A 14,171-nucleotide genomic window follows, 5' to 3' on the forward strand; every position below is an offset into this window, starting at 1 on the left:
TCCCCCGAAGCTCCACTGTACGAACATCCGGGCCGACGGGCCTGCGCGCCAGGACGCGGGCTCAGCGGACCCGGTCCACCCGGCGTTCGTCCCAGACGGGCTCCGGGGTCTCCCGCACCCGGCCGTCCGTGCCGAAGACCAGGAAGCGGTCGAAGGAGCGGGCGAACCAGCGGTCGTGCGTGACCGCGAGGACGGTGCCCTCGAACGCCTCCAGACCCTCCTGGAGCGCCTCGGCGGACTCCAGGTCGAGGTTGTCGGTGGGCTCGTCGAGGAGCAGGGCGGTGACGCCGGCGAGTTCGAGGAGCAGGATCTGGAAGCGCGCCTGCTGGCCGCCGGAGAGCCGGTCGAAGGACTGCTCGGCCTGCGCGGTCAGCTCGTAGCGCCGCAGCCGGGACATCGCCGCGCCCCGGTCCTGGGCGTGCTCCTTCCAGAGGATGTCGAGAAGGGAGCGGCCCCGCAGCTCGGGGTGGGCGTGGGTCTGCGCGAAGTGGCCGGGTACGACGCGGGCGCCGAGCTTGAAGGCGCCGGTGTGCGCCACGTCCTCCCCCGCGAGCAGGCGCAGGAAGTGGGACTTGCCCGAGCCGTTGGAGCCGAGCACCGCGACGCGTTCGCCGTAGAACACCTCCAGGTCGAACGGCCGCATCAGACCGGTGAGTTCGAGGTTCTCGCAGGTCACCGCGCGTACGCCGGTACGGCCGCCGCGCAGCCGCATGGTGATGTTCTGCTCGCGCGGCGGCTCCGGGGGCGGGCCGGCCTCCTCGAACTTGCGCAGCCGGGTCTGCGCGGCCGCGTACCGCGAGGCCAGCTCATGGCTGACGGCGGCCGCCTGGCGGAGGCTGAGGACCAACTTCTTGAGCTGGGCGTGCTTCTCGTCCCAGCGGCGGCGCAACTCCTCGAAGCGGGCGAAGCGTTCACGCCGGGCCTCGTGGTAGGTGGCGAAGCCGTCGCCGTGCACCCAGGCGTCGGCGCCGGCGGGGCCGGGCTCGACGGAGACGAGCTTCTCGGCGGCGCGGGCGAGGAGTTCGCGGTCGTGGGAGACGAACAGGACGGTCTTGCGGGTCTCCTTGAGCTGCTGCTCCAGCCAGCGCTTGCCGGGTACGTCGAGGTAGTTGTCCGGCTCGTCGAGCAGGAGCACCTCGTCGGGGCCGCGCAGCAGCGCCTCCAGGACGAGCCGTTTCTGCTCGCCGCCGGAGAGGGTGCGCACCAGACGCCACTGGGCCTGGTCGTAGGGCATCCCGAGCGCGGCCATGGTGCACATGTCCCACATGGTCTCGGACTCGTACCCGCGCACCTCGGCCCAGTCGGCGAGCGCCTGCGCGTAGGCGAGCTGGGCGGCCTCGTCATCCACGGTCATGATCGCGTGCTCGGCCTCGTCCACCGCCTTCGCCGCCGTGCGGATGCCGGGCGGGGCGACGGAGACGAGCAGGTCGCGCACGGTGGTCTCGTCCCGTACGGAGCCGACGAACTGGCGCATCACGCCGAGGCCGCCGCCGACGGTGACCGTGCCGCCGTGCGGCTTCAGCTCGCCGGAGATCAGCCGCAGCAGGGTGGTCTTGCCCGCGCCGTTGGGACCGACCAGGGCCACGACGGCGCCCTCGCCGACCCGGAAGGAGACATCGCCGAGCAGCGTCCTCCCGTCGGGGAGGTGGTACTCGAGATGCGCGGCTTCCAGGTGTCCCATGCGGCGCATTCTCCGCTGGCACGGACGGCGCGGGCAAACCCGTTTCCCGTGGTCGCCCCCTGCCCGGGGCCCCCGACGGCCCACATCCCGCACAAGGAAGCCCCGCTTCGGGGTAGTCGGACGCCATGAGCCCTGATGTCGACCTGACCGCCGTCCCCGTCCCCGGCCGCTCGGTGCTGCGGCGGCTGCTCGCCGCCGACGCCCGGCTGTTCGAGGTGGCCGCCGAACGGAACTGGCCCGGCGCCGAGCGCGTCCTGCCGAAGCTGAGCCGCAGCGCGAACCACGGGGTGCTGTGGTGCGCCGCGGCCGCCGCCATCGCCGCGACCCGCACCCCGCGCGCCCGCCGGGCGGCGGTGCGCGGCGTGGCCTCGCTCGGCCTCGCCTCGCTGACGATCAACACCCTCGGCAAGCGCTCGGTGCGCCGGCCGCGCCCGGTGATCGCGCCGGTGCCGGCGGTCCGGCGGCTGAAGCGGCAGCCGATCACCACGTCGTTCCCCTCCGGGCACGCCGCCTCGGCCGCCGCCTTCGCGGCCGGTGTCGCGCTGGAGTCCCCGGCCTGGGGCGCCGCGGTGGCGCCGATCGCGTTCTCGGTGGCGATGTCCCGGGTCTACACGGGCGTCCATTTCCCCAGTGACGTGCTGGCCGGTGCGGCGCTCGGCGTGGGCGCCGCCTTTGTCGTACGGGCCCTGGTGCAGACCCGCGCCCAGGCGCGGCCCGCCGCCCGGCCGGCCGCCGACGCCCCGGCGCTGCCGGAGGGCGAGGGGCTGGTGCTGGTGGCCAACCAGGCTTCGGGTACCGCCGACCGGGTGAGTGTGCTGCGTACGGCGCTCCCGGCCGCCGAGATCGTCGAGTGCGCGCCGGAGGACGTGGTCGCGGAGCTGGAGAAGGCGGCGGCCCGGGCCCGGGTGCTCGGGGTGTGCGGCGGCGACGGCACGGTGAACGCGGCGGCGGGCATCGCCCTGCGGCGCGGACTCCCGCTCGCGGTGCTGCCCGGCGGCACCCTCAACCACTTCGCCTACGACCTCGGCGTGGAGGACGAGCGCGACCTCGCCGACGCCGTGCGCGAGGGCGAGGCGGTCTCCGTGGACGTGGGCCGCTTCACCACCGACACCGGCTCGGGCGTCTTCCTCAACACGCTCAGCCTCGGCGTCTACCCCGAGCTGGTGCGCGAGCGGGAGCACTGGTCGCCCCGGATCGGCGGCTGGGCCGCGGGGGTCCTTGCCGCGCTCAGGGTGCTGCGCGCCGACTGCCACCCGCTGGAGCTGGAGGCGGCCGGGCGGCGCCGCGCGCTGTGGATGCTGTTCGTCGGCAACGGCGTCTACCACCGCCGGGGCCTCGGGGCGGGCCGCCGTACGGACCTGTCGGACGGGCGCCTGGACGTGCGCGTGGTGAACGGCAGCGGTCACCCGGCGCTGCGCCTGCTCATGGCGGCGGTCGCCGGCCCCCTCACCCGCTCCCCCTCCCACGCGGCCGTCCAGCTCGGCCGGCTGCGCCTCTCCGGCATCGCACCCGGCACCCCGCTGGCCTACGACGGCGAGGTGACCCCGGTCGGCGGCCGGATGACGCTGGAGGTGCTGCCCCGCGCACTGACGGTCTACAGCCCCGGCGCCACCGCCAGTTGACGGTACGTCAGTCCGTATCGCGAAACACGGGTCTCACGATACGGCGCTCAGGCGTAGCGTTCGGTCCAGCACGGCCACGGTGTCCGCAGCGGCCCCGTGGCCGGACCGTCGAGCGGTGAGGGAGATCCGGCCATGCCGAAACCGCGGGAGACCGCCGTCTACACGCACGGGCACCACGAGTCCGTGCTGCGCTCGCACACCTGGCGTACGGCCGCCAACTCGGCCGCGTATCTGCTGAGTTCGCTCAAGCCGCACATGAAGGTCCTGGACATCGGCTGCGGTCCGGGCACCATCACCGCCGACCTGGCCGCCCTGGTCCCGGACGGCCGGGTGACCGGTCTCGACCGCGCACCCGGAATCCTGGAACAGGCCCGCGCGACGGCGGCCGAACGCGGCCTGGACAACGTCGACTTCGCCGTGGGCGACGTACACGCCCTGGACTTCCCGGACGACACCTTCTGCGTGGTCCACGCCCACCAGGTGCTCCAGCACGTGGGCGACCCGGTGCGGGCGCTGCGCGAGATGGCGCGGGTGACCCGGCCGGGCGGGATCGTCGCGGTGCGCGACGCGGACTACGCGGCCATGACCTGGTACCCGGCGGTGGACGGCCTGGACGAGTGGCTGGACCTGTACGAGCGGGTCGCCCGGGACAACGGCGGCGAGCCGGACGCCGGGCGGCGGCTGAAGAGCTGGGCGCTGGAGGCCGGGCTGCGGGACGTCACGGCCTCCTCCAGCACCTGGACGTTCGCGACGGAAGAGGAAAGGGCCTGGTGGAGCGGCCTGTGGGCCGACCGCACGCTGGCCTCGGCGTACGCGGACCGCGCCGTCGGGGGCGGGCACGCGAGCGCCGGGGAGCTGCGGGCGGTGTCGGAGGCGTGGCGGGAGTGGGGGCGGCAGGAGGACGGCTGGTTCGCGGTCCTGCACGGGGAGATCCTGTGCAGGAAGGAAGGCCGGGACTGAAGCCGGCCGTCCCCCGCTCGGCACGCCCTCAGCTCACCATCGCCTCCTCCACCAGCAGCTTCGCCGTGGCCGTGATGTTCGCGGCGTCGATCCCGGCCGCGTGCAGCTGCTCCTCGGGCTTCGCGGAGCCCGGCATCGTGCGCACCGCGAGCCGGACCAGGCGGGGCACCGGGCGCCCGTCGGTGAAGGCCTCCACGACGGCGTCCCCGATGCCGCCCTCCTCGTGGTGGTCCTCCACGGTCACCAGGCAGCCGGTGTCCTCGGCGGCGCGGCGCAGCGTCTCCACGTCGACCGGCTTGACCGAGTACAGGTCGATGACCCGGACCCGGATGCCGTCCCGCGCGAGCCGGTCGGCGGCCGTCAGCGCCTCGGGCACGGTGACCCCGGCGGCGACGATGGTGAGCCGGTCCTCGGCGCTGGAGCGCAGCACCTTGCTGCCGCCGATCGGGAACTCCTCGTCGGGGCCGTAGATCACCGGTGTCTTGCCGCGCGAGGTGCGCAGATAGCGGATGTCCTTCAAGTCGGCCATGGCCGCGGTGAGTTTGGCGGTCTGGTTGGCGTCGCACGAGTAGAGGACCGTGGAGCCGTAGACGGAGCGGAACATCGCGAGGTCCTCCAGGCCCATCTGGGAGGGCCCGTCCTCGCCGATGGCGACGCCCGCGTGCGAGCCGACCAGGTTGATGCCGGAGCCGCTGATCGCGGCCATGCGCACGAAATCGTAGGCGCGGGTGAAGAAGGCCGCGAAGGTGGAGGCGTAGGGCAGCCAGCCGCGCGAGGCGATGCCGACGGCGGAGGCGACCATCTGCTGTTCCGCGATGTACGTCTCGAAGAAGCGGTCGGGGTGTTCCTTGCCGAACTGCTCGGTGCGGGTGGAGTCGCCCACCTCGCCGTCCAGGACGACCACGTCGCCGCGGGCGGTGCCGAGCGCGGCGAGGGCCCCGCCGAAGGCGTCCCGGGTGGCGACCTCGTCGCCGACGTCCCAGCGCGGCAGGCTCAGCGGCTCGGTGGCGGTGCGGCGCGGGGTGCCGGTGGGCGGCTCGGCGACGTGGACGCGCGCGTCGCGGCGGCCGCCCAGCTCCTCGATCGCCTCGTCGGCGTCGGGCAGCGGCTTGCCGTGCTGGCCCTCGCGGTCCTCTACGGCGGCGACGCCCTTGCCCTTCAGCGTGCGGGCGAGGATCGCGGTGGGCTGTCCGGTGGTCGACAGGGCCTCGCCGTAGGCGCGGTCGACGGCGTCCACGTCGTGGCCGTCGACCTCGACGGTGTGCCAGCCGAAGCCCTGGAAGCGGCGGGCGTAGGCGTCCAGGTCGTGGCCGTGCCGGGTCGGGCCGCGCTGGCCGAGCCGGTTCACGTCCACGATGACGGTCAGGTTGTCCAGGTGCTCGTACGCGGCGGTCTCCGCGGCCTCCCACACCGAGCCCTCGGCCATCTCGCTGTCCCCGCACAGCACCCACACCCGGCTGTCGGAGTGGTCCAGGCGCTCGGCCGCGAGCGCGATGCCGACGCCCACGGGCAGGCCCTGGCCGAGCGAGCCGGTGGCGGTCTCCACCCAGGGCAGCCGGCGCGGGGTCGGGTGGCCCTCCAGGCGGCTGCCGAGCTTGCGGAAGGTGAGCAGCTCGCCGTCGTCGATGGCGCCGGCGGCCTTGTACGCGGAGTACAGCAGCGGGGAGGCGTGCCCCTTGGAAAGGACGAAGTGGTCGTTGGCGGGGTTGTCCGGGCGCTCGAAGTCGTAGCGAAGGTGGTTCGCGAGCAGGACGGCCATCAGGTCCGCCGCCGACATGGACGAGGTCGGGTGACCGGAGTTCGCGGCCTGGGCGGCCCGCACGCTGTCCACGCGCAACTGCTGTCCGAGTTCGGCGAGTTCTGCGGTGTTCATGGGTCTCCTTCCGTGGGGTCCGAGACGGTCGGACGGCGTCCGGGGCCGGGGCCGCCGCCCACGGTCACCGTGCGTGAGCGCAGGGTGGTGCGGCCCGTCCGACCTCCTCCGCGTATCCGGAGGCGCGCCGGGCAAACGCCGGGCGGGCCATCCGGGTGACGGCCGCTCCCCCGCCGGCCGGCGCGAACGACGGCCTGTGCGGGCCGGGCCGTCCCAACTAGGCTCGTCCGTATGGAGATTCTGGGCGCGACCCTGCGCATCTGCGTCGACGACCTCGACACCACGATCCCGTTCTACGAGCGGCTGACGGGCGCCCGGGCGCACCGGTTCGGGCGTGGCGGGGTGCAGGCCGCGGCGATCGGCTCGTTCCTGCTGATGAGCGGGCCGGAGGCCGAGCTGGAGGTACTGCGCAAGGTGACGGCGACCATCGCGGTGAAGGACGTGGACGAGGCGCACCGGCAGCTCACGGAGCTGGGCGCGCGCGTGGTCGCGGGTCCGCTGTCCACCCCGGCGGGCCGGAACCTGCTCGCGGTGCACCCGGACGGCTCGGTCTTCGAGTACGTGGACCAGCCGGGCTGAGCGGTACGCGCGGACGCGGGGTGAGCGGTACGCGCGGGCGGGGGCTGAGCGGTACGCGCGGGCGGGGGCTGAGCGGTACGCGCGGGCGGGGTGCGGGCGCCGGTGTCAGCCGCCGGCGCGCATCTCGGCCGTCAGCGCCCAGCGTTCGTGGTCGCGCCACTCGCCGTCGACCTGGATCATCTTCGGCGAGAAGCCCTCGAGCCGGAAGCCCGCGCCCCGCGCGAGCGCGATCGACGCGGTGTTGCCGGGCTGCACGTTGATCTCCAGCCGGTGCAGTCCGAGCGGCCCGAAGGCGTACCCGATCACCAGCTCCAGCGCCTCGCGCATCAGTCCGCGCCCGGCGGCGTGCGCGAAGGCGCCGTAGCCGAGGGCGCCGCACTGGAAGCCGCCCCGCACGATGTTGTTGATGTTGATGAACCCGGCGATGTCCCCGGAGTCCTTCTCGCAGACCAGGAATCCGGCCCGCGCCGGGCTGCCGGTCAACCGTGAAGCGTACTCCGCGTAGGCCGCCTCGCTGTCGGGCATGACCAGCCACGGCCCGTGCAGATCCTCGCTCTCCCGCACCCGCCGGACGAACTCCTCGCCGTCCTCCATCCGGAACCGCCGGACGGCGACGCGGGGGCCCTCGGCTGCGTAGTGACTCGACGTGTGCGGCATCGGCCCAGCGTAAGCCTCAGTCGCGGTGCCCTTCGACCGGGCCGGCCGCGTGGTCACGGGTGAGGGCGAGGACCGGCGCGCGCGGATCGTCCGCGTGGAATCTGAGGGTGCGTACGACGCCCTGCGCGCCCAACGGGCGTACGTACGGCAGCGGTTCGGCCAGTTCCACCGTCACCGCGGTCTGGCCGCCCACCGAGAGGTCCAGCACGATTCCGGCTGGGGCTCGGCGCAGGGGACGGGGAGGGCGCCTTCGGGGACCTGGCGGCGGCGCCGGATCTCCTGCTTCTGCCGGGCCAGGCCGGCATCCAACTCCCCGAGCACCTCCGCCAGTTCGCGCCCCGCGTCGTCCGCGAGGACGTCCCGCACCTCGTCCAGCGACAGCCCCAGCCCGGTCAGCCTGCGGACCCGCGCCGGCAGCACGGCGTGCCGCACGGCTCGTGTGGTGACTCCGACGGGCGCGGCGATCTCTCCGATGCGCATACGGCCAGTAAGAACGTTGACGCCGCGACAAGGTCAACTCACCGCAGCGCCGGCTCCTCCAGGGTCAGGGTGCCCCGGTCCGCGTCGAGTTCGGCGGTCACCCCGAACGGCACCGTCAGCGCGTCCGCGCAGTGCCCGAACCCGAACTCCTCGGCCACGGGCACCCCGAGGGCGCCGAGCCGGTCGGCCAGCAAGGGGCGCACCCGCTCGTACGGGTCGCACTTGTCCCAGGAGCCGAGCAGCACCCCGCGCACCCCCTCCAGCCAGCCGGAGCGCAGGAGTTGGGTGAGGTAGCGGTCGAGGCGGTACGTCTCCTCGCCCACGTCCTCCAGGCAGAGCAGGCCGCCGTGCGCGGAGGGGCGGGCGTGCGGGGTGCCCAGTTCGGCGGCGAGCAGGGAGAGACAGCCGCCGAGGGTGACGCCCCAGGCCCGGCCAGGCACCAGGGCGCCGCCACCCGAGGCGATGACCTGGACCTTCTCCGGGGCGAGCAGGGTGAGCCGCAGGTGTTCGCGGGCCCGCTCGCTGCCGATGAAGTCGATCCCGGCCGCCATCGGGCCGTGCAGGGTGACCAGGCCGAGCCGGGTCGCGATGGCCTCGTGCAGCGCGGTGATGTCGCTGAAGCCGACGAACACCTTCGGCCCGGCCGCCCGCATCGCCTCCCAGTCGAGCAGATCGACCATGCGCTGGACCCCGTAGCCGCCGCGTGCGCAGAGCACGGCGTCCACGGTGGGGTCGCACCAGGCCCGCTGGAAGTCGTCGGCGCGGTCGGCGTCGGTGCCCGCGAGGTAGGCGAACTCGCCGTGCCGGTCCAGGACATGGGGTGCGACGACGGGTTCCAGGCCCCAGTCGCGCAGCACGTCGAGACCGGCGCGGAGCCGTTCGCCGGGCACCGGCCCGCTGGGCGCGACCACGGCGACCCGGGCTCCGGGGGCGAGCCGGAAGGGGCGCGTCAGTTCTCTCACGACCGGTTCTCTCACGTGTCCAGCTCCAGCTTCGGTACGTCCACCACATCCAGCCCGAACACCTGGGCGTACAGGGAGAGTTCGGCCTCCAGGGCGCGGACGAGCGTGTCGGCGCGGCGGAAGCCGTGTCCCTCGCCCTCGAAGGTGAGGTAGGCGTGCGGGACGCCCCGGCCTGCGACCCTGGCGAGGAGGCGGTCGCACTGGACGGGCGGGCAGATCACGTCGTCCAGGCCCTGGAGCAGCAGGAACGGGGCGGTGAGCCGGTCGGCGTGGGTGACGGGCGAGCGCTCGGCGTACCGTTCGGGCACCTCCTGGCGTGGTCCGACCAGCGACTCCAGGTAGTGCGACTCGAAGTCGTGGGTGTCGCCGGGGCCCCAGGTGGTGAGGTCGAGGACGGGGTAGCTGATCGTGCCGCAGGCGTAGACGTCGGTGCCGGTCAGGGAGGCGGCGGCGGTCCAGCCGCCCGCGCTGCCGCCCCGGATCGCGAGCCGGTCCCGGTCGGCGGTGCCCTCCTCGGCGAGGCCGAGGGCGACGGCCGCGCAGTCCTCCACGTCGACCACGCCCCACTGCTCGCGCAGCCGCTCGCGGTAGGCGCGGCCATAACCCGTGGAGCCGCCGTAGTTGACCTCGGCGACGCCGATGCCACGCGAGGTGAAGTAGGCGATGGCGAGGTCGAGGACGAGCGGCACCCGGCTGGTCGGACCGCCGTGCGCCCAGATCACATACGGCGGCAACTCGCCTTCGGGGGCGCTGTGTTCGGGGTGGTGCGGCGGATACACGTGGGCGTGCACCTCGCGGCCACCGGGTCCGGTGAAGACGCGGACCCGCGGGTCGGGGTAGTAGGCGGGGTCCACGGGGTCCTGATGGCGGGCGCCGACGGTGCGGGCGCGTCCGGTGACCGTGTCCAGTTCGATCACCTCGTACCCGCTGCGCGGACTCGCGCCGACCGCGACGACTCGGGCGCCGTGCGCGGCGAGCGTCGGGGCGTACTCGGTCCAGGGTCCGGCGGCGTCGGCCACCTCGCCGGACTCGGGGTCGAGTATCCCGAGCACGGCGGCGCCGCGCCCGTGCAGGACGGCGATCAGCCCGCTGTCCAGCGGCGCGAACCAGCGCAGGCCCACCTTCCAGAGCGGGCCGCCGAATTCCTCGGCGCGCGGGCAGAGCGGGGTGCCGTCCCGGTAGAGGTTCCACCAGCCGTCGCGGTCACTGGCGTACAACAGCCGCCCGTCGGCGGACCATTCGACCTGGGTCACGGACTCCTCGGTGCCGCCCGCGACGACGTCGGGCTCGCCCAGCGTTCCGTCGTCCCCGACCTCCGCGACGAGGAGTTCGGTGCCCTCCCACGGCATCCGGGGGTGGTCCCAGCCGAGCCACGCGGCCCGCCGCCCGTCCGGCGACAGGCGCGGCCCGGTGACGAACCGGTGCCGCTCCGGGGCGAGTTCGCGTACGGCGGTACGATCCTCGGCGGCCAAGCCGTCCAGCGGTACGGCCGCCAGGACGCGGCGCAGGGCGCCCGGTTCCTCGCCGGTGAACTCCTCCAGGACGCACCAGACTTCACCCCGGGCGAGGTCGATGCGCGGTTCGGCCCAGCGCAGTCCGCCGCCGACGGGAGAGAGCGGGGTCAACGGGCGCGGTTCGGAGCCGGGTTGGTGGAGATAGAGCCGCTGGTCCGCGAAGTGCGCGAAGACCAGCAGGGGTTGGCCGTCCCGGGATACGGCGTCCCAGGGGCGGCCGCCGTATTCCATCACGCGGTTGCGGACGTTCCACGGCGCGGGCAGCACCGTCTCCTCGGTGCCGTCGGCCGTACGCCGCACGAGGGTGCGGCGCCCTCCCTCGGCGGGCCGGGGCTCGGTCCACCACACCTCGTCGCCGACGAACCCGGCCCACTCCGGGTGCCCGTCGTGCGCGGCGGCCAGGGCCGCGTCCACGGGCGAGGGCCAACTACCGTACGCCTGCTCGATCATGTCCTCCCCCATCCGTTCAGGCCGTGCGCAGGAAATGGTCCAGTACGCGGACGCCGAAGTGCAGCGCGTCCACGGGCACCCGCTCGTCCACGCCGTGGAAGAGCGCCTGGTAGTCGAAGTCCTCGGGCAGGCGCAGCGGGGCGAAGCCGTAGCCCTTGATGCCGAGCCGGGAGAACTGCTTGGCGTCGGTGCCGCCGGACATGCAGTACGGCACGACGTGCGCGCCGGGTGCGAACTTCTCCACGGCGGCGCGCATGTGGCTGAAGACCGGCGCGTCCACCGGTGCGTGCAGGGCGACGCCGTGGTGCACGAAGTCCCAGTCCACGCCGGGGCCCGTGAGGCGGTCGAGGGTGGCGCGGAACTCCTCCTCGTAGCCGGGGAGGAAACGGCCGTCGATGTGGGCGGTGGCCTCGCCCGGGATGACGTTGACCTTGTAACCGGCGTCCAGCATGGTCGGGTTGGCGCTGTTGCGGACGGTCGCCTCGACCAGCTTGGCGGCCGGGCCGAGCTTGGAGAGCAGCAGGTCGGCGTCGTCCGGATCGTCCTCCAGGCCGTAGAGCGCGGCGAGTTCGGTGAGCGCGGCCCGGACGGTGGGCGTGATGCGCAGCGGCCACTCGTACTCGCCGATGCGGGTGACGGCGGCGGCGACGCGGGTCACCGCGTTCTCCCGGTTCACCTTGGAGCCGTGTCCGGCCCGGCCGTCGGCGGTGAGCCGCAGCCAGCCGGTGCCGCGCTCGCCCGCCGCGACGGGGTAGATCTCGCGTCCGGTGCCGTCGTGGAAGGTGAACGCGCCGGACTCCCCGACGGCCTCCGTACAGCCCTCGAACAGCTCCGGGTGCGTGTCCGCGAGGAATCCGGCGCCGTCGGCGGCGCTGTCCTCCTCGTCGGCGGTGAACGCGATCACGATGTCGCGGCGCGGCCGTACGCCCTCGCGGGCCCAGGAGCGCACCACCGCGAGGATCATCGCGTCCATGTTCTTCATGTCGACGGCGCCGCGCCCCCACACCACGCCGTCGCGGACCTCGCCGGAGAAGGGGTCCACCTGCCAGTCGGCGGCCTCGGCCGGCACCACGTCGAGGTGCCCGTGCAGCAGGAGCGCGTCGGCGCCCGGGTCGGTGCCCGCGATCCGGGCGACCACGTTGCTCCGCCCGGGTGTCCGCTCCAGCAGCACCGGCTCGAGTCCGGCTCCGGCGAGCCGCTCGGCCGCGTACTCGGCGGCCGGCCGCTCGCGGCAGTCCCCGCCGCCCCGGTTGGTGGTGTCGATCCGGATGAGTCCCGAGGTGAACTCGACGACCTCGTCCAGGGCCTGCTGGTCAGCCATACTGCTCCTCCACGGCGGACGAGGCGATCGTGGTGACCGCCTTGAACGTGCGAATGCCCTCGTACATGGTGTCGGCGGTGTACGCCACCTTCCGCTCCCCGATCCGTGTGACCCCGGGGACGACGGTGACGGCCATCGCCAGATGCTCGGCGTCGAACTCGACGGCGACGGTGAACGGGCCCGTGTTCTGCGGCTCCAGGCGGACCGCGAGCCGTGCGGCCTCCTTGGCGGCGGCGCGGATGTCGGCGGCGGCGCGGGCCGGGGTCCGGCACACCGCCGCGTACCGCGACACATGGTCCTTGACGGCGACCTTCAGCGCCTCGGGCGCGTAACCGAGCGCGTCCTCGCAGGCCAGGTCGTCCCCGGTGACGAGCACGACGGGAACGCCGTACTCGGCGGCGACGTGTGCGTTGAGCAGCCCCTCGCTCGCCCGGACGTCGTTCAGCCAGACGCCGGTGATCTGGTTGGCGAGGTAGGTGTGGGCGAGGACGCCCTCCATGCCGGCCCCGGCGTGGTACCCGACGAACGCGATCCCGTCCACGTCCCCGTGCTGCACGCCCTCGACCATGGACAGCGACTTGTGCCGCCCGGTGAGCATCTCGACCCGCTCGTCCAGGTCCTCCAGGAGCAGGTTCCGCATGGACCAGTGGGCCTCGTTGACGAGGACCTGATCCGCACCGCCCTCGAAGAACCCGACCGCCGCCGCGTTCACGTCCGACGTGAACAGCCCCCTGCACCGCTCCCACTGCGGCGTCCCGGGCAGCACATCACCCGGCCAGGTGACACCCGTCGCGCCCTCCATGTCCGCACTGATGAGGATCTTCACCCGCAGCTCCACCCTCTCTCGTTCACCACACCCGTCTGCCCCCATTGTCGACAACGACCACGTCGGGACACGGCAGCACACGAGCGTGGCGGGTGCGCCGGAGGGCAGCGTGAGTGTATGCGGGGGCTGCGCACATGTGACGGGGGAATATCCCGGGAGATCACACCCAGGTGTAGTTCTCGTCGGTGACGGCGGGCAGGGCGGCGTCACCCACGACGGCGCGGGGGTGGGCCAGGGCGGCCAAGGCGGGGCCGATGGGCGGGAAGAGGGGCAGTCCTGCGGTCTCGCGGTAGTCGACCCACTCGATGACGCCGACCTCGTTGCCGCCGTCCGGCAGCTCGTCCAGCTCCACTTCGGCGAGCGTGGCGCGTACGTCCGGCGTGATGTGGAGGCGGTGGATCAGGTGCAGCTTGCGCGGCGGCGGGGTCGGGCCCGGGCGGCTGACCCGCTGGTCGACGACCCACAGCAGGTCGCCCCCTTCCGCCCGGCCGACGTCGAGGCCGAGCTCCTCCGCCAGTTCACGGGCGAGTGCCGCGCGAAGGTCTTCGCCGTGCTCCACGTTCCCGCCGGGCGGGGTGTAGTGGGTGGAACCGGCGCGGTCACGGCGGACGAGGGCGACCTCGTCACCGCAGAAGACGAGGGCCCCGGTACGGATCTTGATCCGTGAGAACCGGGGCGCCGGCGGGGGCTCGGGAGTGGGCGTCATGGCGGCCAGTATCGGGGCCGCGACCGGGGACCGGGGGCGCTTGCGCACCCGACCGTTCCCGACCGTTCCCGGCTGCCCCGGCCGCGACGGCACCCCGATGGGCCCCCTCCGCTACGCGGACGACGCCGGGACCAGCACCACCGGGGTGGCGCTGCGGCGGAGGCAGTGGCGGGTGAGGGGGCCGGGGGCGTCGGGGTCTTCGCCGCTGCCGAGGATCAGCAGGTCCGCGTCCTCGGCGCGGCGCACCAGCTCCTCGCCGGGAAGGCCGCGCAGAGGGGCGGTGACGATGCGGCGAGGGGTGTTGCGCTCGCGGACCAGGGTGGTGAGGGCGGCTCCGAGGCGTTCGCGGGCCAGGTCCAACGGGGCTTCGGCCAAAGGGATGTTGGCGGCTCCCTCCTCCCACACCGTCACGATGTCGAGTACGGCCCGCCGCTCGCGCGCCTGTCGTGCGGCCCAGCGGAGGGCGGCGCGGGCGGGGTACGAGCCGTCGAAGCCGACCACGAAGCGGGGCGGGCGCGGCGACTCACCGGTTTCCGGGGC

At 73.8% G+C, this 14,171-nt stretch carries 13 protein-coding genes and 1 pseudogene; 3 read left to right on the top strand and 11 right to left on the bottom strand.

Going from position 1 to position 14,171, the window contains the following annotated elements; genetic code table 11:
- Positions 1 to 61: 61 nt before the first annotated feature.
- The gene (locus AB0898_RS11835) at positions 62 to 1,681 is read right to left on the bottom strand and encodes an ATP-binding cassette domain-containing protein (protein WP_366802734.1); all 1,620 of its coding nucleotides are present in this window, start codon (positions 1,679 to 1,681) and stop codon (positions 62 to 64) included.
- Between the two features lie 125 nt (positions 1,682 to 1,806).
- Between AB0898_RS11835 and AB0898_RS11840 the strand changes: the two genes are divergently transcribed.
- Together AB0898_RS11840 and AB0898_RS11845 are read left to right on the top strand one after the other, a co-directional pair.
- On the top strand, positions 1,807 to 3,303 hold the full coding sequence (locus AB0898_RS11840) for a phosphatase PAP2 family protein (protein ID WP_366802735.1): 1,497 nt from the start codon (positions 1,807 to 1,809) through the stop codon (positions 3,301 to 3,303).
- Positions 3,304 to 3,435: 132 nt separating this feature from the next.
- Positions 3,436 to 4,263 (top strand): class I SAM-dependent methyltransferase, encoded by an 828-nt coding sequence (locus tag AB0898_RS11845; protein ID WP_366802736.1) that lies wholly within the window; start codon positions 3,436 to 3,438, stop codon positions 4,261 to 4,263.
- 28 nt (positions 4,264 to 4,291) lie between these two features.
- Here AB0898_RS11845 and AB0898_RS11850 read toward each other — a convergent pair whose 3' ends face one another.
- Positions 4,292 to 6,136 (bottom strand): transketolase, encoded by a 1,845-nt coding sequence (locus AB0898_RS11850; protein ID WP_366802737.1) that lies wholly within the window; start codon positions 6,134 to 6,136, stop codon positions 4,292 to 4,294.
- A gap of 231 nt (positions 6,137 to 6,367) precedes the next feature.
- Here AB0898_RS11850 and AB0898_RS11855 point away from each other — a divergent pair, with 231 nt between their 5' ends.
- Positions 6,368 to 6,715 (top strand): VOC family protein, encoded by a 348-nt coding sequence (locus AB0898_RS11855; RefSeq protein WP_366802738.1) that lies wholly within the window; start codon positions 6,368 to 6,370, stop codon positions 6,713 to 6,715.
- 105 nt (positions 6,716 to 6,820) lie between these two features.
- Here AB0898_RS11855 and AB0898_RS11860 read toward each other — a convergent pair whose 3' ends face one another.
- The 9 genes and pseudogenes from AB0898_RS11860 to AB0898_RS11900 all read right to left on the bottom strand — a co-directional run bounded on the left by AB0898_RS11860 (position 6,821) and on the right by AB0898_RS11900 (position 14,132).
- Entirely contained in the window at positions 6,821 to 7,372 is a 552-nt protein-coding gene (locus tag AB0898_RS11860; RefSeq protein WP_366802739.1) for a GNAT family protein, read from the bottom strand.
- A gap of 16 nt (positions 7,373 to 7,388) precedes the next feature.
- Positions 7,389 to 7,565 (bottom strand): hypothetical protein, encoded by a 177-nt coding sequence (locus tag AB0898_RS11865; RefSeq protein WP_407078331.1) that lies wholly within the window; start codon positions 7,563 to 7,565, stop codon positions 7,389 to 7,391.
- 14 nt (positions 7,566 to 7,579) lie between these two features.
- Positions 7,580 to 7,852: pseudogene (locus AB0898_RS11870) on the bottom strand (MerR family transcriptional regulator); the annotation flags it as partial.
- 38 nt (positions 7,853 to 7,890) lie between these two features.
- Entirely contained in the window at positions 7,891 to 8,814 is a 924-nt protein-coding gene (locus AB0898_RS11875; protein ID WP_366802740.1) for an LD-carboxypeptidase, read from the bottom strand.
- 11 nt (positions 8,815 to 8,825) lie between these two features.
- Positions 8,826 to 10,790 carry an LpqB family beta-propeller domain-containing protein gene (locus AB0898_RS11880; RefSeq protein WP_366802741.1) on the bottom strand — a complete coding sequence of 655 codons (1,965 nt, stop codon included), beginning with the start codon at positions 10,788 to 10,790 and terminating at the stop codon, positions 8,826 to 8,828.
- Between the two features lie 4 nt (positions 10,791 to 10,794).
- A complete protein-coding gene (locus AB0898_RS11885; protein WP_366802742.1) occupies positions 10,795 to 12,099 on the bottom strand; it encodes a M20/M25/M40 family metallo-hydrolase in 1,305 nt (434 codons plus the stop codon).
- Positions 12,092 to 12,925 (bottom strand): M55 family metallopeptidase, encoded by an 834-nt coding sequence (locus AB0898_RS11890; RefSeq protein WP_366802743.1) that lies wholly within the window; start codon positions 12,923 to 12,925, stop codon positions 12,092 to 12,094. The genes AB0898_RS11885 and AB0898_RS11890 overlap by 8 nt, the downstream gene beginning before the upstream one ends.
- 160 nt (positions 12,926 to 13,085) lie before the next feature.
- Positions 13,086 to 13,631, bottom strand: coding sequence for an NUDIX domain-containing protein (locus tag AB0898_RS11895; RefSeq protein WP_366802744.1), 546 nt, complete (start codon positions 13,629 to 13,631; stop codon positions 13,086 to 13,088).
- A 111-nt stretch (positions 13,632 to 13,742) separates the two neighbouring features.
- A complete protein-coding gene (locus AB0898_RS11900) occupies positions 13,743 to 14,132 on the bottom strand; it encodes a universal stress protein (protein WP_366802745.1) in 390 nt (129 codons plus the stop codon).
- Between the last annotated feature and the right edge of the window lie 39 nt (positions 14,133 to 14,171).

The sequence above is a fragment of the Streptomyces sp. NPDC005435 genome (genome assembly GCF_040703155.1).
Classification (GTDB): Bacteria; Actinomycetota; Actinomycetes; order Streptomycetales; family Streptomycetaceae; genus Streptomyces.

Coding starts and splice junctions, on each gene's coding strand:
- AB0898_RS11845 (WP_366802736.1), top strand. CDS start 3,436: ATGCCGAAACCGCGGGAGACCGCCGTCTACACGCACGGGCACCACGAG.
- AB0898_RS11895 (WP_366802744.1), bottom strand. CDS start 13,631: ATGACGCCCACTCCCGAGCCCCCGCCGGCGCCCCGGTTCTCACGGATC.
- AB0898_RS11840 (WP_366802735.1), top strand. CDS start 1,807: ATGAGCCCTGATGTCGACCTGACCGCCGTCCCCGTCCCCGGCCGCTCG.
- AB0898_RS11835 (WP_366802734.1), bottom strand. CDS start 1,681: ATGGGACACCTGGAAGCCGCGCATCTCGAGTACCACCTCCCCGACGGG.
- AB0898_RS11880 (WP_366802741.1), bottom strand. CDS start 10,790: ATGGGGGAGGACATGATCGAGCAGGCGTACGGTAGTTGGCCCTCGCCC.
- AB0898_RS11850 (WP_366802737.1), bottom strand. CDS start 6,136: ATGAACACCGCAGAACTCGCCGAACTCGGACAGCAGTTGCGCGTGGAC.
- AB0898_RS11885 (WP_366802742.1), bottom strand. CDS start 12,099: ATGGCTGACCAGCAGGCCCTGGACGAGGTCGTCGAGTTCACCTCGGGA.
- AB0898_RS11855 (WP_366802738.1), top strand. CDS start 6,368: ATGGAGATTCTGGGCGCGACCCTGCGCATCTGCGTCGACGACCTCGAC.
- AB0898_RS11860 (WP_366802739.1), bottom strand. CDS start 7,372: ATGCCGCACACGTCGAGTCACTACGCAGCCGAGGGCCCCCGCGTCGCC.